Below are 20,844 nucleotides of genomic sequence, written 5' to 3'. Positions count from 1 at the left end.
TCCAGGATGACCCCCGGGACGGGTGCGGGCTGGCGGGAATCCGACATCGACGTGACCCGTGCTGCGCTTCCGCGGATCACTCCGCCTGCCGGTGTCTCGCGGATCACTCCGCGCGCCAGGCCGACTCGCGCAGCAGCCGCAGGCCGTTCAGGCCGACCAGCACGGTCGAGCCCTCGTGACCGGCGACACCGAGCGGCAGCGGGAGGTGACCGATCAGGTCCCACAGGACGAGGACGGTGATGCAGACACCGGCGACGGCCAGGTTCTGGACGACCAGCCGCCGTGCGCGCCGGGAGAGCCGCACGACGGCGGGCACGGCCGTCAGCTCGTCGCGTACGACGACGGCGTCGGCGGTCTCCAGGGCGAGGTCGGAGCCGGCCCCGCCCATGGCGACGCCGGCGTGCGCGGCGGCCAGCGCGGGGGCGTCGTTGACGCCGTCGCCGACGAAGAGCACCTTGCGGCCCGCCCGCTCCCGCTCCCGTACGGCCTCGACCTTGTCCTCGGGCAGCAGGCCGGCGCGGATGTCGGTGATGCCGGTCGCGTCGGCCACCCGGGCGGCGGCGGCCGCGTGGTCGCCGGTGAGCAGGGCGGGGGCGGTGCCGGTGAGGGCGGTGAGCGCGGCGGTGGCCGGGGCGGCGTCGGCACGGACGCGGTCGGTGAGGGCGAGGGTGCCGAGAAGCGTGCCGTCGCGGGTGACGCGGACGGTGGTCTCGGCGCCCTCGGGGCTGTCCGCGCGGCCGACGTGCACCGTGCGGCCGTCGATCACGGCCGTCACGCCGCGGCCGGGAGCCGCCGTGAAGTCCTCCACGGGCGCGAGCGGCAGCTGTCGGGAGCGGGCGGCGGCCACGATCGCGCGGGCCAGCGGGTGCTCGCTGGGGTGCTCGGCCGCGGCCGCGAGGGCGAGGAGGGCGTCCTCGTCGACCCCGGCACCGGCCACCGGGGTCACGGCGGTCACCTCGGGGGTGCCCTCGGTGAGGGTGCCGGTCTTGTCGAGGGCGGCGGTGTCGATCTCGCCTAGGCGTTCCATGGCGACCGCCGACTTGACCAGGACGCCGTGCCGGCCGGCGTTGGCGATGGCCGAGAGCAGCGGCGGCATGGTCGCCAGGACGACCGCGCACGGCGAGGCGACGATCATGAAGGTCATGGCACGCAGCAGGGCGTCCGTGAGGTCGGCGCCGAAGGCGAGCGGGATGCCGAAGACCGCGAGGGTGGCGACGACCACGCCGACCGAGTAGCGCTGCTCGATCTTCTCGATGAACAGCTGGGTCGGCGCCTTGGTGCGGGACGCCTCCTCGACCAGGGTGACGATCCTGGCGATGACCGAGTCGGCCGGGTCGCGCCCGACGCGGACGCGCAGGGCGCCGGTGCCGTTGAGGGTGCCGGCGAAGACGTCGTCGCCGGTGCGCTTGAGCACGGGGAGCGACTCGCCGGTGATGGTGGCCTGGTCGACCTCTCCGGTGCCCTCGACGACCGTGCCGTCGGCGCCGATCCGCTCCCCCGGCCGGACCAGGACCAGGTCACCGACGGCGAGCTCGGCGGTCGGGACGGTCTCCTCGCCGCCGTCCCGGACCCGGGTCGCGGTGGTGGGCGCGAGGTCGAGCAGGCCGCGCACGGAGTCGGCGGTGCGGGCGGTGGCCAGGGCCTCCAGGGCGCCGGAGGTGGCGAAGATGACGATCAGCAGGGCGCCGTCGAGCACCTGCCCGATGGCGGCCGCGCCGAGCGCCGCCACGATCATCAGCAGGTCGACGTCGAGGGTCTTCTCGCGCAGCGCCCGCAGCCCTTCGAGCGCGGGCTCCCAGCCGCCTGCGGCGTAGGCGATGACGTACAGGGCGCCGTGGGTCCAGGCGGGGGCGCCGCCGAGGTCGAGGGGCAGGGCCAGGAGGAAGGCGACGAGGGAGACGAGCGCCCAGCGGGCCTCGGGCAGGGCGAGGACGCGGGTGCGGCGGCGGGGCGGCGCCGCGGTGGTGGACGCGGCCTGCGGAGCGGGGGCGAGGGTGGTGGACACGCGCCACACCATACAGGAACACATGAAGACTCATTCATTCGTTCATCTGTTCATGTGCCACCTCGGAGTCCTCCGTGGTCCTTAAGTCCTCCGTGCGTCCTCAAGCCCTCCGTGCGTCCGTAGGCCCTCCGTGCGTCCTTAGGCCCCCCATGCGTCCTTAAGCCCTCCGTGGGTCCTCCGGGCGATGCGTAAGATGACCGCATGGGTCACGGAGCCGCCACCACCGCGCAGGACGCCGCCGAGCGGGTGCGCCTGGACGCGGACAACGTCGCGAAGGTGGCCACGACCCTGCAGGCCCTGTCCACCCCGTCCCGGCTGCTGATCCTCGCCCGGCTGCGCGAAGGCCCGCTGCCCGCCACCGAGTTGGCGGCGGAGGTCGGCATGGAGCAGTCGGCCTGCTCGCACCAGCTGCGGCTGCTGCGCAATCTGGGCCTGGTGGTCGGCGAGCGCCGGGGCCGTTCGGTGGTGTACGCCCTGCACGACGACCATGTCGCCGGCCTGCTCGACCAGGCCGTGTACCACGTGGAGCACCTGCGACTGGGGATCAGCGACGCCGCCGAGTGACGGCGCCGCTCCCCTGTCTCCCGTCCGCTACTCCCCCAGTTCCCGTCCGCTACTCCCCCAGTTCCCGTCCGCTACTCCCCCAGTTCCCGTCCGCTACTCCGTCGCCGTCGGCCGCCGCGAGGCGCGCGTCGCGTCCCGGACGTCGGTGAGCGGGCGCAGCCGGTAGGTGTACGTGTAGTCCCGGTCGGCGAAGAGCTTGAACTCGTCGTGGGTGTGCGCGCCCCAGCTGTTGTCGCCGCCGACGCCCATCTGCCGGTGGTTCAGGCGCAGGACGACCTGGTCCCTCGGGGTGAGCTGGTAGTCGTGCCGCACTCCGGCCGACAGGTCCTCCGGGGTGAAGAAGGAGGCGTTCGCCTCCAGCAGGGGTTCGCCGGAGGCGAGCAGGCCCACTCCGTGGCGGTCGGTGAGGGCGATCCAGCGGACGTCGGTCTTGTTGCCGTTCTCCTGCGGGCGGATGTACGGGGTCCACTGCTCGGCGACGGTCCCGGAGTACCGGCCGACGTCCGTGCCGTCGTTGCGGTCCCAGTGGTTCTCCTCGGGACCGCGGCCGTACCAGTGCACGCGGTCCAGGCGGCGCGGCAGGAACAGCATCGTGCCGACCTCGGGGAGGTACGGCAGGCTCGCGGCGCCCGGGTGCAGGGTGTTGTCGACCTTGATCTCGGCGTTGCCGAACACCGTGTAGGTGGTGGTGTACGTGGACTCCACCGAGGTGGGCAGGGTGCCGGTGACCTTGATCTCGACGGCCCGGTCGCCGAGCGCGCGCACGGCGACGTCGGTGACCGTCCGGCGGGCGCCCGCGTCGCGCCAGGTCTGGTTGCGGGTGTGCTGGCCGTTGCCCTTGTCGTTGTCGGTGGGCGCGCGCCAGAAGTTGGGCACCGGCCCGGAGGTGATCAGCCGGGTGCCCTTCGCCTCGTAGGAGGTGATGGTGCCGGTGCGCTTGTCGACGGTGACCGAGAAGCCCTTGCCGGTGACCTCGACGTCCCGGTCGCGGTCCTCGTGGCGCAGGGCCGGGACGCTCGCCAGGCGGGCCGGGGTCACGGCCCGGGTGCCGGCCTCGACGGGGAGCTGCTGCCGGGCCACCTCGAAGCCGGCCTTCGCCCACGGGGTGGATTCCTTGGTGGTGAAGGAGAGGTGCAGGAAGTACTCGGTGCCCGGGGCGGGGTCGTCCGGCAGCCGGACGGGGACGGTGATGTCCTTGCTCGACCGCGGTGCCACGTCCAGCTGCTCCCGGGTCAGCTTGCCGCGCCGTACGACCTCGCCGTCGGCGACGAGTTCCCAGCGGCCGTCGAACTCGTGCAGGCGGGTGAAGAGGTACTCGTTGGTGAGGGTGACCGCGCCGGGGACGCCGCCGGGGGTGCGGGCGGCGTTGATCGCCTGGTAGACGCGCTTGACCTCGGCCGCCTTGCCGGTGTGGCCGCGGTCGGCGGTGACGATGCCGTCGGCGACGAAGGCGCCGTCGTTGGGGTTGTCGCCCCAGTCGCCGCCGTAGGCGAGGAACGTCTTGTCCCCGGGCCGCTTCTGCTCGCTCTTCACGGTGGCGGCGTCGAACCAGAACCGCACGCCGTCGTCGCCGGGGCCGCGGCTCTCGGAGGCCAGTTCGGCGGCGCCGAGGGCGCGGGCGTAGACGCGGGCCCGGCGGATGGTGCCGCTGAACTCCCGTACCTGCTGGTCGGCGTCGGTGGCGAGGGCGAGGGGCGCGGTGTTGCTGCTGGGGCGCCGGTCGGTGGTGCGGGTGGCCCGTTCGACGCCGTCGACGTAGAGGGTCAGGGTGCCGGCGTCCGCGTCGAAGACACCCGCGAGGTGGTGCTCGCGGCCTGTCCAGTCGTCCGGCACGGTCCAGTTCGCGGTGATCCACTGGCCTTCGGAGTGGATGAAGAACTCCAGCGTCCGGCCGTTCTGCTTCAGCGCGTACTGGGTGTCGCCCTTGGCGATGATCGGCTGGTGGTAGCCCGTCACGTGCGGGGTGACCCATGCCTCCAGGGTCAGGGAGCCCGTGAGGTCGAGGCTGTCGTCGCGCTCGAAGACGGTGATGCCGGACAGGCCCTTGGCGCGGTCGAGGGTGCCGCGGGTGGCGAGGATCTCGCCGCGCAGCCCGGCCGGCCCGGCCTCGGTGAGCAGGGTGCGGGCGGGGACGGGCGTGTAGAGGGACTGGTCGACGAAGTCCCAGATCCAGCCGCCCTGGAGGACGTCGTACCGGCGGACGATGTCCCAGTACTTCTTGAAGTTGCCGGTGGAGTTGCCCATCGAGTGGGCGTACTCGATCATGACGTACGGCCGGGTGTCGGCGGTGTCCTTCGCGCGCTGCTCGACGCGCTGCGGGCTGTCGTACATCTCCGAGCGGATGTCGCTGACGCCGGGGCGGTCGTCGCCCTCGTACTGGATGACGCGGGTGTCGTCGTAGGAGCGGATCCAGTCGTGCATGGCGCTGAAGGTGGAGCCGCCGCCCGCCTCGTTGCCCAGCGACCAGATGACGACCGAGGCGTGGTTCTTGTCGCGGTGCACCATGTTCTGCGCGCGGGCCACGCAGGCGGCGGCCCAGTCCGGGTGGTCGCCGGGGTACTCGTCGCGGATGCCGTGGGTCTCCAGGTTGGTCTCGTCGACGAGGTAGAGGCCGTACTCGTCGGCCAGTTCCAGCCAGTACGGGTTGTTCGGGTAGTGCGAGGTGCGGACGCTGTTCATGTTCATCCGCTTGATGATCGTGATGTCCTCGACCATGTCCTCGCGGGTGAGGGCGGTGCCGCGGGAGGGGTGCATCTCGTGGCGGTTGGTGCCGCGGAAGGACACCGGCTCGCCGTTGATCCGCATCAGCCCGTCCTTGAGCGCGAACTCGCGGAAGCCGACCCGGTGGGACAGGGTCTCCGTGACCTTGCCTGCGGGGTCCCGCAGGCGAAGGACGGCCGTGTAGAGGTTGGGGTGTTCGGCGGACCAGAGCCGGGGCTTCGGCACGGCCTTCGCGGCCCGTACGGTGACGTCCTCGCCGGCGCGGGCCGTGCCCACGTCGACGGGCTGCTTCAGCGGCCGGGACCAGACGGCGTGGCCGCGCGCGTCGTAGAGCTGGGTCTCGACGGTGTAGCTCCCGGTGCCGCCCCCGCCGTACGCCCGCACGCTCGCGGTGACGGCCAGTTCGGCGCCGGTGTAGGTGGCGTCGAGCGGGGTGTCCAGCTTGAAGTCGCGCAGGTGCACTGCCGGGGTGGAGTAGAGGTGGACCGAGCGGAAGATGCCGCTCACCCGGATCATGTCCTGGTCCTCCATCCAGTCGCCGTCGGAGTAGCGGTAGACCTCGACGGCGATCTGGTTGGTGCCCGGCTTGAGGTGGTCGGTGATGTCGTACTCGGAGGGCGTGTAGGAGTCCTCGTCGTAGCCGACCGGTTCGCCGTTGATCCACACGTAGTGCGCGGACTTGACGCCCTCGAAGTGCAGGAAGGTGCGGCGGCCCGTCCAGTCGCGCGGGACGGTGAAGGTGCGCCGGTACTGGCCGACCGGGTTGTAGCGGGTCGGCGCGGCGGGCGGCTGCGGCTCCTCGCCGAGGCCGTTGGGGCCCCAGTACGGGTAGGTGATGTTCAGGTAGATGGGGAAGTCGTGGCCGTGCAGCTGCCACACGGAGGGGACCGGGATGGTCTCCCAGTCCCCGTCGTCCACGTCGGTGCGGTGGAAGTCGGCGTCCCGGTCCTCGGGGCGGTCGGCGTAGGCGAACTTCCAGCTGCCGTCCAGGCTCAGCCGGTAGGGCGAGCGGGCACGGTCGCCGGCGAGCGCCTGCCGGACGTCCGCGTAGGGCGTGAGCGTGGCGTGCGGCGGTTCGGTGCCGAGCCGGAAGACGCCGAAGTCGTTCCACTCCGGGGTCCCGTCGGCGGCCGCCCGGTGTCCGGCCGCCCGCGCGGCGACGGGCGACGCGGACAGGGCGAGGGCACCGAAGACGGCGGCGCCGCCCTCCAGGAGACGGCGGCGGCTGACGACCGGGCGGGGGTGGCCGGCCGGACGGGCCGGGGGTTGGGCGGGTGACACGGGCGAGTGCGGCATGACCGTGGCCTTCCGTGGGCTTCGGGGGCGGCTCAACGCACGGTGCTGTGAGGGCAGTTGCCGTGGGGGTGGTTCACAACTGCCGGTGACGCGGCGACTACTGAGTCACGGGTCACCCTAGAACCCGAACACAACCGAATCAATTACCCCGTCGGACTTTGTTCGTTCCTGGTGGAGGGGTCCGTGCCGGAGGCCGTCAGGGTCGCCCAGTCGACGGTGCGCCCGCACCAGCGGTCCAGCAGGACGCGGTCGTGGCCGACGGCCAGCAGCCCCGCTCCGGTCGCGGCCCGGTACTCCTCCACGACCCGGACCAGGGCGGCCGTGGTCGAGGCGTCGAGCATCGCCGTCATCTCGTCGCACACCAGCCAGCGTGGGCGCAGCACCAGGGCGCGTGCCAGGCAGGCGCGCTGCAACTGGCCGTCGCTGACCTCGTGCGGGCGCCTGGCCAGCAGGTCGGCGGTCAGCCCCACGGTGGCCGACAGTTCGGCGATCCGGCCTGCGGCCTCGTCCCGGCGGCCGGTGGCACGCAGCGGTTCGGCGATCAGGTCGGCCAGGGCGAGCCGCGGGTCCGCGGAGAGGCGGGGCTGCTGGAAGACGACGCCGAAGGCGGTGCGCTGGTCCCGCGGGGCGCGGTGCCGCCAGCGCCGTACGGGGGTGCCGTCGAGGTGCAGCGTGCCGGCGTCGGGCCGGTGCAGCAGGGCGGCGACGCGGGCGAGGGTGGACTTGCCGCAGCCGCTGGGGCCGAGCAGCCCGACCGCCTCCCCCGGTGCGACGGACAGGGAGACGCCCCGGAACACGGGCGCGTTCCGGTCGTATCCGGCGGTGACGGTGTGCAGTTCAAGCACGGTCGGCGGCCTTCGTGAGTACGGCGTGCGGGTGGTGGCAGGCCACCTGGCCGCCCAGCGGGGGCATGGCGGCGCAGGCGTCGGTCGTCCGGTCGCAGCGGGCGGCGAAGGCACAGCCGTCGGGGAGCGCACCGAGTTCGGGCGGCAGGCCGGGAATGGGGGCGAAGGCACGGTCGGGCAGCGCGTCGAGCAGCCCGCGGCCGTAGGGGTGGCGCGGTCCGGGGGCGCCGAAGAACGCGGTGGCGTCGGCGAGTTCGACGATGCGCCCGGCGTACATCAGGGCGACGCGGTCGGCGATGCGCTCGGCGGCGGCCAGGTCGTGGGTGATCAGCAGCAGGGCGCGGCCGGTGTCGGGCCGGGCTCCCGCGCCTTCGGTGTTGTCGACATGTCGCCGCAGTTCGTCGACCGTGTGGTCCACCAGGTCGCGGTCGAGCCCGGTGGTCGGTTCGTCGGCGAGCAGCAGGGGCGCGTCGCCGACCAGGGCGAGGGCGGTGGCGGCGCGCTGGGCGAGGCCGCCGGAGAGTTCGTGCGGGTGGTGGTCGAGGTGGTCCACCGGGAACGCGGCGCGCTCGGCGGCGGCCTCGGCGGCCGCCCGCAGTGCCTTGCGACCGCCGCGGGGCGCGGTGAGTTCCGCGACCGTCTCCTCCAGTTGCGCCCGGACGGTGCGGACCGGGGTGAGGTGGGCGGCCGGGCTCTGCGGGACCAGGCCGATCAGCCGGCCCCGCACCGTACGGGCGAGGGTCCGCTCGTCGGCGGCGAGCAGGTCCAGCTCGCCGAGGAGCGCGCGGCCCGCGGTCTGCGCGTTGCCGGGCAGCAGCCCGAGCAGGGCGGAGGCGAGGACGGACTTGCCGCAGCCGCTCTCGCCGATCAGGGCCAGGCACTCGCCGGCCGCCACGTCGAAGTGGGCGTCGGTGACGGCGGCGACCCGGCGCCCGCCCGGCATCAGGAAGCGTACCGACAGACCGCGTACCGACAGCACGGGGGCTCGCTCGGTCACAGCATCAGCTCCGATCGGCGACGGGGGTTGATCCGCTCCCGCCAGGCGCCCGCGAGTCCGGCGACGGCGAGGGTGGGCACGATGATGAACAGGCCGGGGAAGAGCGTCGGCCACCACTGCCCGGCCAGCAGCGAACCCCGGGCCTCCTGGATCAGGTTGCCGAGGCTCGCGGTGTGGGTGGGCAGCCCGAGGCCGAGGAAGGACAGTGCCGACTCGTGCCACATGGCGTGCGGCACCATCAGTACGGCGGCCAGCGCGGCCTGCGGCAGTACGCCCGGCAGCAGGTGCCGCACCGTCACCCGCCACCGGGACGCGCCGCCGGAGACGGCCGCGTCGATGTGCGGACGGGCGCGCAGGGACAGCACCTCGGCGCGGACGATGCGCGCGGTGGACAGCCAGTGGGTGAGCGCGACGGAGGCGACCACCGGCCAGACGCCCGGCCGGAACATCGCGACGATGAAGATGCCCAGCAGCAGGTGGGGCACGGAGGAGATGGTGTCGACCGCCCGCATCACGCCCCGGTCGACCCAGCCGCCGAGCGCCCCTGCGACGGCGCCCACGGCGGTGCCGACGACCGTCGCGGTCAGCGCTGCCGCCACTCCGACGAGCAGCGAGACGCGCAGGCCGTACACGCAGCGCAGCAGCAGGTCGCGGCCGACGTCGTCGGTGCCGAACGGGTGGGCGAGGCTCGGGGCCTGCAGTTTGGCGGCCAGGTCGACGGCCTGCTGGTCCAGTTGCACCAGCGGCGGCACGAGCAGCACGGCGAGCACGGTCGCGGTCAGCAGCACGGCGGAGGTGCGCAGCCGCAGGGTGCGGGTGGAGCGGCGGCCGCCGCCGCGGGAGCGCCAGACGGTGCCGGTCTTCTCGGCGGCGACGTCAGCCATGGACATCACATCTCACTGAGCTTCACCCTCGGGTCGAAGAGTCCGTAGAGCAGGTCGGCCAGCAGGTTGCCGGCGAGTACGGCGGCGGTCGCGAGGGTGGTCAGGGCGGCGAGCAGCGGGAAGTCGACGGCGGTGGCGGCCTCGACGGTGGCGGCGGCGATGCCCGGCCAGCTGAAGACGCTCTCCACCAGCAGGGCGCCGGTGATGAGTTCGGGAACGCGGGAGCCGATCAGGGTGAGGACGGGCAGCAGCCCCGAGCGCAGGGCGTGTCCGACCAGGACGGTCCCCTCCCCCAGTCCGCGGGCCCGCGCGCCGCGCACCGGGTCCTCCGCGAGGGCGTCGGCGACGCCCTGGCGCACGTAGAGGGTGAACCAGGGCAGTTGGGAGACGGCCAGCACCCCGGCGGGCAGCACGATGTGGGATGCGACCTGCCCCGGGGTGACCTGTTCGCTGGCGGTGTCGGTCAGTCCGCCGGCCGGCAGCACGTCCCACTGGAGGGCGAACAGCCACACGGCGAGCAGCGCGATCCAGAAGACCGGCGCCGCCTCCAGGGTGTACGCGAGGGAGGTGACCGCCCGGTCGAGCGTCGAGCCGGGCCTGCGGGCGGCCAGCACGCCGAGGAGCGTGCCGAGGGTCACGGCGGCGGCGAAGGCGACGGCGCACAGCAGCGCGGACCACACCAGCCGTTCCCCGATCACCTGCGTCACCGGCTGCCGCAGCACGCTGGAGTGGCCGAGGTCGCCGGTGAGCGCGGAGGTCAGCCAGTGCCACCAGCGCACGACGAAGGACTCGTCCACCCCGAGGTTCTCGCGCAGCCGGTCCAGGGTCTCCTGGTCGGCGCCGAGCGCGGCGGTGCCTGCGTACGCCTGGACGGGGTCGAAGGGCGAGGCGGCGGCGATCGCGAACACGCCGAAGGTGACGACGAGGACGACGGGGACGGCGAACAGTGCGCGCCGTCCCGCCAGCCGGGCCATCGCGCCCCAGGGCAGTCGCCGGGCCGACCGGATCACTTCTTCGGCCGCCAGTCCTCGATGTTCCACCAGGGCCCGCTGGCGAAGCCGTGCTCGTGCGGCTCCAGTTGGGTGGTCAGCCCCTCCCAGCGATCGGCGAGGACGTAGAGGTGGTCGATGTGGGTGAGGAAGGTGTAGCCGGGGTCCCCCACGAGGGCCTGCTGGATCTTGTCGTAGGCGGCGGCGCGGACCTTCGGGTCCTGGCTGCGGCGCCCGGCGTCGAGGGCCTCGTCCACGGCCGGGTTGTCGTAGTGGGCCATGTTGTTGAAGCCGTCACCGGCGAGGGCGGAGTGCAGCAGGGTGTAGAGGCCGAAGTCGGGGTCGCCGACGCTGCCGAAGCCCGCGAGGACCGCGTCGGACTTCATCCGCGGCTCGATGACCTCCCAGGTGGCGCCCTCCACCTTGACCTCGATACCGGCCTTCTTGGCGTCGGAGGCGTAGGCGAGCGCGTGGTCCTGGCGGACCTTGTCGCCGGAGGGGTAGTAGAGGGTGAAGGAAGCGCGCCGTCCGTCCTTGGCGCGGATGCCGCCGGAGCCGGGCTTCCAGCCGGCCGCGTCCAGGATGCGCTTGGCCCCGGCGAGGTCGTGCGGGCGCTCGATGCCGCCCTCGTACCAGGGGTCGTCCACGGGCAGCGGGCCGTACGCGGGCCGGCCCGCGCCGTCGAGGATCTTGTCGACCATGGCCTGCCGGTCCACGGCGGCGTCCAGGGCCCTGCGGACGGCCCGGTCACCGGTCACCTTGCCGGAGGTGGGCAGGGTGACGGCCCGGAAGTCGTAGGACCTGGCGCGGTACGTCCGCCGTCCGTCGTCCTTCTGGAAGGTGGCGGCGAGGTTGGGCGGCAGGACGGCGCCGTCGAGGTCGCCGGAGCGCAGCCGGGTGGCGCGGACGTTGTCGTCGGGGACGATCGCCATGGTGAAGGACTTCACCGCGGGCCTGCCTCCCCAGTAGTGCGGGTTGGCCTTGAAGGCGAGCTTCTCGCCCTTGCTCCAGTTGGTGAGCACGTACGGTCCGGTGCCGACCGGCTCGGTGTTGAAGTCGCCGGTGTTGGGGTCCTGCTTCCCCGCGACGTGCTCGGGGACGATGGGCAGGACGGTGCGGGCGGCGAAGGGCGCGTAGGGGTACTTGAGCGTGAAGACGACGGTGTCGTCCCCGCTGGCGCGGACGCCCTCGACGGCGTCGAGTTCGCTGCGGGCGGTGTTGTTGGTCTTCTCGTCGAGGACGGTGCGGTAGGTGTACACGACGTCCTGGGCCGTCAGCGGTTCGCCGTCGCTGAACTTCACGCCGTCGCGCAGGGTGTACGTGTACGTACGGCCGCCGTCGGTGACCTTCGGCAGCGCGGTGGCGAGCGCCGGCTTCAGCTTCAGGTCGGTGTCACGGGCGAGCAGCCCGTCGAAGATCTTGGAGTTGCCGTCCTTGCCGTAGCCGAGCAGCGGGCTGAGGGTGTCCGGTTCCGAGGCGACCCCGATCACGACGGACTCGGCCGCCCCGGCGCCGTCGTCCTTCCCGCCGTCCGAGGGTGCGGAGCAGGCGGTCGCACCGGCGGCGAACGCGACCAGGGCGGCGGCACTCCGGATCGGGAGCCCCGTTCGTATCGGAAGTCTCCGATCGGTCCGACGGGTCCAACGGGTCCGACGGGCTGTCATGTCTCCCCCACGCTTGTTGTCGATGCGCAGCTATTGCACATCACTCGCAATAAAGCGTCAAGCCAGGTGGAGGGGGCTCCCTCGGTACCCGGGGCGCGTTGGGGCGCCGAGGGCGGTCAGCCCGCCCGCGTCGCGAACGCCTCGTAGGCCCGGGTGTCGAAGAGGACGAAGCGGACCTCGGTGACCGACGTCCGTGTGGCCCGTACCGTCTCCATGGCGATGCGGGCGGCGTCGTCCAGCGGCCAGCGGTAGACGCCGGTGGAGATGGCGGGGAAGGCGACCGTGCGGGCGCCCAACTCGTCGGCGGTGCGCAGGGATTCGCGGTAGCAGGAGGCGAGGAGGCCGGAGCGGTCCTCGGTGGCCGACCAGACCGGACCGACCGTGTGGATCACCCAGCGCGCGTCCAGGTCGCCCGCGGTGGTGGCGACCGCGCGGCCGGTGGGCAGGCCCTTGCCCAGGTGGCCCGCGCGCAGCCTGCGGCACTCCGCCAGGATCGCGGGGCCGCCGCGCCGGTGGATGGCGCCGTCGACGCCGCCTCCGCCGAGGAGGGAGGAGTTGGCGGCGTTCACGATCGCGTCGGCGCTCTCGCGGGTGATGTCGCCCTGGACCAGGGTGATGCCGGTCATGTCTGCCTTAGTCGCCGCCAGACTGCTTTCGCGGCGTTGTGGCCCGACATGCCGTGGACGCCGGGGCCGGGCGGGGTGGCCGACGAGCAGATGAAGACGGCCGGGTGCGGGGTCGAGTACGGGAACAGGGACAGCTTGGGGCGCAGGAGGAGTTGCAGGCCGGACACCGTGCCGGAGGCGATGTCGCCGCCGACGTAGTTGGCGTTGCGGGCGGCGAGTTCGGGCGGGCCGGCGGCGGCGCGGGCGAGCACGCGGTCGCGGAACCCCGGGGCGAAGCGTTCCAGTTGGCGTTCGACGGCGTCGGTGAGGTCGCCGGTCCAGCCGTTGGGGACGTGGCCGTACGCCCAGAAGACATGCTTGCCGGCCGGGGCGCGGCCGGGGTCGACGACGCTGGGCTGCACGGTGATGAGGAACGGCCGCTCGGGCGCGCGGCCGGTGCCGGAGGCGGCGTCCAGGGCGGCGCCGATCTCCGCGCTGTCGGCGCCGATCTGCACGGTGCCCGCGCTGCGCGGCGCCTCGGCCGTCCACGGGACGGGGCCGTCCAGCGCGTAGTCGAGCTTGAAGACGCCCGGGCCGTACCGGTAGTTCGCGTAGTGGTTGCCGAGTCCCGCGATGCGGGCCAGGGCCGTGGGCGAGGTGTCGAAGACGTAGGCACGCGCGGGCGGCAGGTCGTCCAGGCGCTTGACCTCGTAGTCGGTGTGGACGGTGCCGCCGAGGTCCTTCAGGTACGCGGCCAGGGCGTCGGAGATGGACTGGGAGCCGCCGCGGGCCACCGGCCAGCCGCGGGCGTGCGCGGCCAGCGCGAAGACCAGGCCTATGGCGCCGGTCGCGAAGCCGCCGAGCGGTGCCATCACGTGCGCGACGAGCCCGGCGAAGAGGGTCTTGGCCTTCTCGTCGCGGAAGCGGCGCATCAGCCACGTCGACGGGGGCAGGCCGACCAGTCCGAACCTGGCGAGGGTGACCGGGTCCCGGGGCAGCGCGGTCAGCGGCAGCGACATGAAGTCCCGGGCCAGGGTGTCCCACCTGGGCAGGAAGCGCTCGACCAGCCTGCGGTACGCACCGGCGTCGCGCGCTCCGAAGGAGGCGGCCGTCTCGCCGACCGATCGGGACAGCACGGCTGCCGAGCCGTCGAGGAAGGGGTGCGCCATGGGCAGCCCGGGGTGCAGCCACTCGAGGCCGTACCGCTGGAGGGGCAGGTGGCGGAAGGCCGGGGAATTGATGCCTAGGGGGTGCGCGGCCGAGCACGGGTCGTGCCGGAAGCCGGGCAGGGTCAGCTCCTCCGTGCGCGCACCGCCGCCCACGGTGCCCTGCGCCTCGAACACGGCGACCGAGAAGCCGCGGCGGGCCAGCTCCACGGCTGCGGTCAGTCCGTTCGGCCCCGCACCCACTACGACCGCATCGAGCATCGACGGCACCTTCGGACCCCTTCGTCTGCCGATGGCCACTGGCGTTCAGGATATGCCCGCGGTCCGACAGCGCGCGGGCGCGGGTGGGCGAGGCACGCGCCCGGTGCCGTACCCGGCGTTCAGGCGGCCGCCGCGGCGCGGAAGGTGCTGGGGCTGAGGCCCTTGTGGCGTTTGAAGGCGGCGCTGAAGCCGAAGGCGTCGGCATAGCCGACGGACCTGGCGATCCGGGCGATGCTGAGGTCGGTGTCGGTCAGCAGCGCCTCGGCGTCGGCCATCCGGCACTCGGTGAGGTAGGCCAGCGGCGGGCGGCCCATCACCTCGGTGAAGCGCTTGGCGAACAGGGCCCGCGAGACGCCCGCCCGACCGGCGAGCGAGGCGACCGTCCAGGGCTGGGCGGGCCGGTCGTGGAAGGCGTGCAGCGCGGGTCCGAGGACCGGGTCGGCCAGACCGCGGTACCAGCCCGGGGCGTCGGCACCGGCCCGGTCGAACCAGGTGCGCAGCGTGCACACCAGGGCCCAGTCGAGGAGCCGGTCCATGAGCGCCTGGGAACCGGCCGGGAGCCGCGCGGCGTCGGCGGCGGCGGTCTCCAGCCAGGCGCAGACCTCGGCGTCCTCGTTGACGACCAGGATCCGCGGCAGGGCGCGCAGGAGCCGCTCGTGGCGGTGGCCCGAGGCGCGGTAGGCGCCCACGATCAGCGCGGTCGGTCCGTCCGGGTCGGTGCCCCAGCGGATGCCGCCGAGGTCCTCGGCGGTGCACTCGGCATCCGTGAAACACGCGATCTCGTACTCGGCGTGCGGGCGGTCGACCGTGCTGGGCCGGTCCGCGAGGAGGAACGGCTCGGGGCCGCGCACGACGGCCGTGTCACCCGCGCCGACCGCCCTTCGGGTCCCGTCGGGCAGCAGCAGGGTGCCGCCGCCGCGCAGCACGCTGACCATGGTGAGGGGCGCCCCGTCGGTGAAGCGGATGGTCCAGGGCGCCGTCAGTACGGCGTGGCTGACGACCGAGCCCTCGGCCCGGATGCCGCTCAGCAGGGAACTCAAGGGATCCACGCCGACCACCGTAGACGATGACGCATGTTTTCCAGAGTTTCTCCCATGGATCATCTACTCGGCCGGGGCTGTACTGGGCTCGTCGCAACGAACCGAGACCAGCCGGGAGACCCCGTGACGCAGCACAGCAGCCAGGCCAGGACCGCCCTCGTGGTCGTCGCGCACCACCGTGCCGACTCCCTCACCGCGCACACCGCCCGCCGCAGCGCCGACCGGCTGGAGGCCGCCGGATACCGTGTCGACCTGCTCGACCTGCACGCCGAGGGCTTCGACCCGCGGATGAACGCGGCGGACCAGCCGGACTGGGGCGACCGCGAGAAGGCGTACTCGGACGAGGCGCACGCCCATATGCGGCGCGTCCTCGACGCCGATGTGGTCGTCGCCGTCTTCCCGGTGTACTGGCAGAGTGTGCCGGCCATCCTCAAGGGGTGGATCGACCGCGTGTGGAACTACGGCTTCGCCTACGGCCGCAGCAAGCCGCGCCTCGCGGGCAAGCGCATGCTGTGGCTGGGCCTGGCCGGTGCCACCGCCGACGATCCGATCACCGAGGGGATGCGGTCGCACCTGGAGGCTGGTCTCAACGAGGGCATCGCCTACTACTGCGGCTTCGCCCACTCGGCCGTCGGCCTGCTCACCGACGCCGAGGATCGCCCGCAGCGCGTCGACGCCGCGGGCAACCTGCTGGTCGGCGACGCGGTCACGGGCGCCGAGCGGGAGGCGCAGTACGCGGACTTCGACCGCCGCGCGCGGGAGTTCGTGGAGAAGTTCCTCGCCGCGGAGGGGGTGGCGGCCTGACGGCGCCGGGGATCAGGGCGGGGGTCGACGCCGGGGATCATGCCTCCCCCACCAGCAGCGCCACCACCTGGCGGGCCGTGGCCGCGTCGCGGGCGGCGGTGAACGGCAGTTCGTTGCCCCCGGTGATGCGGAACGGCTCGCCGGTGCGGGTCAGGTGGGTGCCGCCCGCCTCCTCGACCAGGAGGAGACCGGCCGCGTGGTCCCACGCCGCTTCCCAGGAGAAGGCGGTGGCGTCCGACTCGCCGCGGGCGACGGCCAGGTACTCGAGGCCGGCCGAGCCGCAGGGACGGGGGGCCACGCCCGGGGTGCGCAGGGCGAGCAGGTCGCGCTTCTGCTCGTCCGTCGTGTAGTCCGGGTGGGACGTGGCGACCCGCAGCTCGCGGCCGGGCTCGGGCGGTCCCGCGTACAGCCGCTCGCCGTCCAGGAAGGCGCCCCGCCCCCGTACGGCCGTGGCGAGCCGGTCGTCGGCGGGGGCGTAGGTCCAGGAGGCGTGCACGACTCCGTGGTGGGCCAGCGCGACCAGTGTGCAGAAGCCCTCCTCGCCGCGCACGAACTGCCGGGTCCCGTCGACCGGGTCGACGATCCACACCGGTGCCTCGCCGCGTATCGCCCCGTACGACGCGGGGTTCGCGTGCACCGCCTCCTCGCCGACCACCACGGAGCCCGGCAGCAGGCGGGCCAGGGCCTCGGTGAGGTACAGCTCGGCCTTGCGGTCGGCGTCCGTCACCAGGTCGTGCGGGCCGGCCTTCTGGTCGACCTCGTGTGCCGCGAGCCGGCGCCAGCGCGGCACGATCTCCTGCGCGGCCGCCTTGCGGACGGCTTCCTCCACGTCGTCGGTGTACCGGGCGAGAAACTCGTCGATGGTTTCGTTGTTCTCGATCATGGCTCCATGAGAGCACGCGCCACTGACAATCCCCACCCGGGCGGTGTACTCCGGGTGGAATCGCCACGAACACCCGGTGCGGGCGTCGGTGGGTGTCGGTGGACGCTCAGCGGCCGACCGCGTACCCCTGCATGCCGCGCGGGTTGGCCGCCGCCGACAGCACGCCCGTCTCCGGGTCCCGCGCGACGGCGCAGAGCCGGCCCTCCGACCACGCCTCGCCCACCGTCACGTCGTGCCCGCGCCGCCGCAGTTCCTCGACCACCTCCGCCGGCATCCGGGACTCCACGGTGACGGAGCCCGCCCGCATGCCGCGCGGGAAGAAGGACCCGGGGAAACTGTCGTTGTGCCAGTTCGGGGCGTCGATCGCGCCCTGGAGGTCGAGTCCGCCGCGCACCCGTGACCGCAGCGCCACGGCCAGGAAGAAGTGCGTCTGCCACTGGTCCTGCTGGTCGCCGCCGGGGGTGCCGAAGGCCATGACCGGCACCCCGTCGCGCAGGGCGATGGACGGCGTGAGCGTGGTGCGCGGGCGGCGGCCCGGCGTGAGCGAGTTGGGCAGGCCCTCCTCCAGCCAGGTCATCTGGAGCCGGGTGCCGAGCGGGAAGCCCAGTTCGGGCACGACGGGGTTGGACTGGAGCCAGCCGCCGCTGGGCGTGGCCGAGACCATGTTGCCCCAGCGGTCCACGATGTCGAGGTGGCAGGTGTCGCCGCGGGTCCCCCCGTCGGCGGCGACGTCCGGCTCCCCCGGCACCGGGGACGTAGGACTCTTGGCGACCGTCGGCTCGCCGACCCCGAGGGCGTCCAGACCCTCCCCCTCCACGGCCGCGACGAGCGCGTGCGCGCTGAGCCGCGGGGTGCGCCCGCCGGGTGCGCCGGGCCGCAGTTCGAAGGACGCCTTGTCGCCCACGAGTCGGCGCCGCCGCGCGTTGTACTCCGGCGACAGCAGGTCGCCGAGCGGCACCCGGTCCGCGCTGTCCGCGTCGCCGTACCATGCCTCCCGGTCGGCCATGGCCAGCTTGCAGCCCTCGACCAGCAGGTGGACGTAGTCGGCGCGGCCGTAGGCGGGCAGTTCGGGCGGGAGCAGCGCCAACTGCTGGAGCAGGACGGGGCCCTGGCTCCAGGGTCCGGCCTTGCACAGCGTCCAGCCGTTCCAGTCGTACGTCGCCGGGGCCTCGTAGTGGGCGGACCAGCCGGCGAGGTCGGCGGCGGTCAGCGTGCCGGTGTGGCGTTCGCCGCTGGTGTCCAGGGTGGGCCGGCCGGCCTGCCGTACGAGGGCCTCGGCGATGAACCCGCAGCGCCAGATCTCCCGGGCCGCGTCGATCTCCGCCTCCCGGATTCCCTCCCGGCTCCCTTCCTTGGCCGCCGCCTCGGACGCCTCGGCCAGCAGCCGCTTCCAGGTGGCGGCGAGGGCCGGGTTGCGCAGCAGCTCGCCGGGGCGGGGCGGGCGGCCGTCCGGCAGATAGACCTCGGCGGAGGACGTCCACTCGGTCTCGAACAGCTCCCGGACGGTCTCGACGGTCTCCGCGACGCGCTCCACGGGGGCGTGCCCGTGCTCGGCGTAGCCGACGGCGTACTTCAGCACCTCGGCCAGTGACCTGGTGCCGTGGTCGCGCAGCAGGAGCAGCCAGGCGTCGAAGGCTCCGGGCACGGCCGCGGCGAGCGGTCCGGTGCCGGGCACGAGGTCCAGTCCGAGCCCCTTGTAGTGCGCGACCGTGGCCCCGGCCGGTGCCACGCCCTGCCCGCACAGCACCCGCACCTCGCCGCCCGCCGGCGCGAGCAGGATCGGTACCTCTCCGGCGGGTCCGTTGAGGTGCGGTTCGACGACGTGCAGCACGAAGGCTCCGGCCACGGCGGCGTCGTAGGCGTTGCCCCCGTCCTCCAGCACCGCCATGGCCGACTGCGAGGCCAGCCAGTGGGTGGAGGACACCATGCCGAAGGTGCCCTGGAGGGTGGGACGAGTCGTGAACGGCATGTGCGACCTCGGTGTTCGGGTACTCCGGTCGGTCCATCCAACATCAGAAACGGCCGCGGGGGAATGCCGTGCTCCGCGGTGCGGGCCCCGCCGTCAGGCGCAGCGCAGCCCGGTCAGTTCCTCGGAGCGGGCCCAGATCCGGCGGGCGTCGTCGGTGCTCCGCAGGCGGCTGTAGAGCTTCTGCCGCGCGGGCGGGCCGCCCAGCCGTCCCGGGCCGCCCGGGCCGTAGAACGCCCCGCGTTCGGCCTGCGGCGACGTGGCGGCGTACAGCGCGGGGAGCTGCGCGGTGCGGACCGTGCCGAGGAGGATGCCGCGGGCGGACAGGACGCGGATGACCCGCACGCCCAGGGTGTCCTGGGCGCGGCCCACTTCGGGCCGGGCGGCCAGCAGGTTGGTGGGGGCGACGCCCGGGTGGGACAGGTTGCTGGTGATGCCCCAGTCACCGGCCGCGCTGCGGCGGTCGAGTTCCAGGCCGAAGAGGCCGAACGCGATCTTCGACTGGCTGTAGGCGCGCATGCCGTCGTAGGAGCGTTCCCAGTTCAGGTCGTCCCAGTTGACGGCGTTCCGGTTGGCCGCGACGCTGATCTGCGAGGTCACCCGCGCCCGGCCGGCCCGCAGCAGCGGCAGCAGGCGGGCGACGAGGGCGAAGTGGCCGAGGTGGTTGGTGCCGAGCTGCAGCTCGAACCCGTCCGCGGTCGTCTGCCGCGCGGGCGGCGTCATGACACCGGCGTTGTTGACGAGCAGGTGGATCGGGCGGTCCTCCGCCAGCAGGGTCTCGCCCAGCTCCGCCACCGAGGTGAGCGAGGACAGGTCGAGCGTGCGCAGGGAGACCTCCGCTGCGGGTACCCGCGCCCGGATCGCGTCGAGCGCCGCCTCGCCCTTGCGCGGGTTGCGGACCGGCAGGAGCACCTCCGCACCGGCGGCGGCGAGGCGGGTGGCGATGCCGAGCCCGAGGCCGTCGCTCGCACCGGTGACGACCGCGCGCCGGCCGGTCAGATCGGGGACGGTGATGTCGAAGTCGGTACGTGACATGAGCTGGCTCCTGGGGGTGTCGTTGCTTCCCTCGTCGTGTCGTCTCTTCCACGGTGACCGGATCCGGCGACGGGATGCAGGGCCTGCCGATCCCCTGATCGCGCGGCCGAGGACAGGGCTGTCCCGTGTCCTTTACGCAGGTCGGTGCCGGTTTCCGGGCAGTCGGCGGACGCGCCGGGCGCCGTAAGGGGGGATCGGCGATCCGTGGCTGGGCCGCCGCGGCGGCGATAGAAAGGGGTGGGGAAAGCGGCACAAGAGGAGAGGGCCTCATGGAGATCGACCGGAGCGGGCTCGCCGCGTTCCTGCGGCGCCGGCGGGAGCTGCTGCAGCCCGAGGACGTCGGACTCCCGCGGGGACCGCGGCGCAGGACCAGTGGTCTGCGGCGGGAGGAAGTCGCGGCGCTGTGCCACATGTCGACCGACTACTACGCGCGCCTGGAACGGGAGCGCGGCCCGCAGCCCTCGGCCCAGATGGCCGCCTCGATCGCCCAGGGCCTGCACCTGTCCCTGGACGAGCGCGACCACCTGTTCCGCCTGGCCGGGCACAACCCGCCCGTGCGCGGCTCGGCCGGCGAGCACGTCGGCCCGGGTCTGCTGCGCATCCTCGACCGCCTGGCCGACACCCCCGCCGAGATCGTCACCGAGCTCGGGGAGACCCTGCGTCAGACACCGCTCGGCGTCGCCCTCACCGGCGACACCACCACCTTCACCGGGCCGGAACGCAGCATCGGCTTCCGCTGGTTCACCCTGCCGGCCACCCGTGCCCTGTACGCGCCGGAGGACCACGCCCTGCTCTCCCGCATGTTCGCCTCCGGACTGCGCCAGGTCGTCACGGTGCGGGGTCCCGGCTCCCGGGCCGCCCACTACGCCGAACTCCTCCTTGAGCGCAGCGAGGAGTTCCGCACCCTGTGGGACACGCACGAGGTCGGCGTCCGTCCCGGCCGGGTGAAACGCTTCCGCCATCCCGAGGTCGGTCTCCTCGAGCTGGACTGCCAGACGCTGCTCGACCCCGACCAGTCGCACCTCCTGCTCGTCTACACCGCCACCCCCGGCACCGAGAGCCACGAGAAGCTGCGTCTGCTGTCCGTCATCGGCGCCCAGCCGGTCGGCTGACCGCACC

General features: G+C 73.5%; 16 protein-coding genes. 3 read left to right on the top strand and 13 right to left on the bottom strand.

Translation table 11 applies throughout. The annotated features are described in order from the left end of the window. Positions 1 to 103 precede the first annotated feature (103 nt). Positions 104 to 2,017 carry a heavy metal translocating P-type ATPase gene (locus IE258_RS18105; protein ID WP_189745042.1) on the bottom strand — a complete coding sequence of 638 codons (1,914 nt, stop codon included), beginning with the start codon at positions 2,015 to 2,017 and terminating at the stop codon, positions 104 to 106. 189 nt (positions 2,018 to 2,206) lie between these two features. Between IE258_RS18105 and IE258_RS18100 the strand changes: the two genes are divergently transcribed. Further along, the gene (locus tag IE258_RS18100; protein WP_127893474.1) at positions 2,207 to 2,569 is read left to right on the top strand and encodes an ArsR/SmtB family transcription factor; all 363 of its coding nucleotides are present in this window, start codon (positions 2,207 to 2,209) and stop codon (positions 2,567 to 2,569) included. A gap of 93 nt (positions 2,570 to 2,662) precedes the next feature. Here IE258_RS18100 and IE258_RS18095 read toward each other — a convergent pair whose 3' ends face one another. The 9 genes from IE258_RS18095 to IE258_RS18055 form a co-directional block, all read right to left on the bottom strand. Continuing rightward, the gene (locus tag IE258_RS18095) at positions 2,663 to 6,586 is read right to left on the bottom strand and encodes a glycoside hydrolase family 2 TIM barrel-domain containing protein (protein WP_189744708.1); all 3,924 of its coding nucleotides are present in this window, start codon (positions 6,584 to 6,586) and stop codon (positions 2,663 to 2,665) included. Positions 6,587 to 6,729: 143 nt separating this feature from the next. Continuing rightward, positions 6,730 to 7,431 (bottom strand): ABC transporter ATP-binding protein, encoded by a 702-nt coding sequence (locus IE258_RS18090; RefSeq protein WP_189744706.1) that lies wholly within the window; start codon positions 7,429 to 7,431, stop codon positions 6,730 to 6,732. Beyond that, positions 7,424 to 8,428, bottom strand: coding sequence for an ABC transporter ATP-binding protein (locus IE258_RS18085; protein ID WP_189744704.1), 1,005 nt, complete (start codon positions 8,426 to 8,428; stop codon positions 7,424 to 7,426). Before IE258_RS18085 ends, IE258_RS18090 begins: the two co-directional genes overlap by 8 nt. After that, positions 8,425 to 9,312 carry an ABC transporter permease gene (locus tag IE258_RS18080; RefSeq protein WP_189744702.1) on the bottom strand — a complete coding sequence of 296 codons (888 nt, stop codon included), beginning with the start codon at positions 9,310 to 9,312 and terminating at the stop codon, positions 8,425 to 8,427. Before IE258_RS18080 ends, IE258_RS18085 begins: the two co-directional genes overlap by 4 nt. Positions 9,313 to 9,317: 5 nt before the next feature. Next, a complete protein-coding gene (locus IE258_RS18075; protein ID WP_189745038.1) occupies positions 9,318 to 10,286 on the bottom strand; it encodes an ABC transporter permease in 969 nt (322 codons plus the stop codon). A 32-nt stretch (positions 10,287 to 10,318) separates the two neighbouring features. After that, on the bottom strand, positions 10,319 to 11,965 hold the full coding sequence (locus IE258_RS18070) for an ABC transporter substrate-binding protein (RefSeq protein ID WP_229892192.1): 1,647 nt from the start codon (positions 11,963 to 11,965) through the stop codon (positions 10,319 to 10,321). A 116-nt stretch (positions 11,966 to 12,081) separates the two neighbouring features. Then, complete coding sequence (locus IE258_RS18065; RefSeq protein ID WP_189744700.1) at positions 12,082 to 12,591, bottom strand: O-acetyl-ADP-ribose deacetylase; 510 nt, start codon at positions 12,589 to 12,591, stop codon at positions 12,082 to 12,084. Next, positions 12,588 to 13,997, bottom strand: coding sequence for a phytoene desaturase family protein (locus IE258_RS18060; RefSeq protein WP_189744698.1), 1,410 nt, complete (start codon positions 13,995 to 13,997; stop codon positions 12,588 to 12,590). Before IE258_RS18060 ends, IE258_RS18065 begins: the two co-directional genes overlap by 4 nt. Before the next feature lie 119 nt (positions 13,998 to 14,116). After that, complete coding sequence (locus tag IE258_RS18055) at positions 14,117 to 15,046, bottom strand: AraC family transcriptional regulator (protein ID WP_444545802.1); 930 nt, start codon at positions 15,044 to 15,046, stop codon at positions 14,117 to 14,119. Positions 15,047 to 15,160: 114 nt separating this feature from the next. On the opposite strand from IE258_RS18055, the gene IE258_RS18050 reads away from it, so the two are divergent. After that, the gene (locus tag IE258_RS18050) at positions 15,161 to 15,841 is read left to right on the top strand and encodes an NAD(P)H oxidoreductase (protein ID WP_189744690.1); all 681 of its coding nucleotides are present in this window, start codon (positions 15,161 to 15,163) and stop codon (positions 15,839 to 15,841) included. Between the two features lie 37 nt (positions 15,842 to 15,878). Here IE258_RS18050 and IE258_RS18045 read toward each other — a convergent pair whose 3' ends face one another. From IE258_RS18045 to IE258_RS18035, 3 genes are all read right to left on the bottom strand, one after another. After that, positions 15,879 to 16,724: an inositol monophosphatase family protein gene (locus tag IE258_RS18045; RefSeq protein WP_189744688.1), complete on the bottom strand. Its 846-nt coding sequence runs from the start codon at positions 16,722 to 16,724 to the stop codon at positions 15,879 to 15,881. A gap of 106 nt (positions 16,725 to 16,830) precedes the next feature. Then, complete coding sequence (locus IE258_RS18040; protein ID WP_189744686.1) at positions 16,831 to 18,693, bottom strand: gamma-glutamyltransferase family protein; 1,863 nt, start codon at positions 18,691 to 18,693, stop codon at positions 16,831 to 16,833. A 93-nt stretch (positions 18,694 to 18,786) separates the two neighbouring features. After that, positions 18,787 to 19,725 carry an SDR family oxidoreductase gene (locus IE258_RS18035; protein WP_189744684.1) on the bottom strand — a complete coding sequence of 313 codons (939 nt, stop codon included), beginning with the start codon at positions 19,723 to 19,725 and terminating at the stop codon, positions 18,787 to 18,789. Positions 19,726 to 19,994: 269 nt separating this feature from the next. On the opposite strand from IE258_RS18035, the gene IE258_RS18030 reads away from it, so the two are divergent. Further along, positions 19,995 to 20,837: a helix-turn-helix transcriptional regulator gene (locus IE258_RS18030; RefSeq protein WP_189744682.1), complete on the top strand. Its 843-nt coding sequence runs from the start codon at positions 19,995 to 19,997 to the stop codon at positions 20,835 to 20,837. Positions 20,838 to 20,844 lie beyond the last annotated feature (7 nt).

The sequence above is a fragment of the Streptomyces tendae genome, assembly GCF_014650435.1.
GTDB lineage: Bacteria > Actinomycetota > Actinomycetes > Streptomycetales > Streptomycetaceae > Streptomyces > Streptomyces tendae.
The sequence above is the reverse complement of the archived record's forward strand: the minus strand, read 5'-3'. Positions and strand labels throughout refer to the sequence as shown.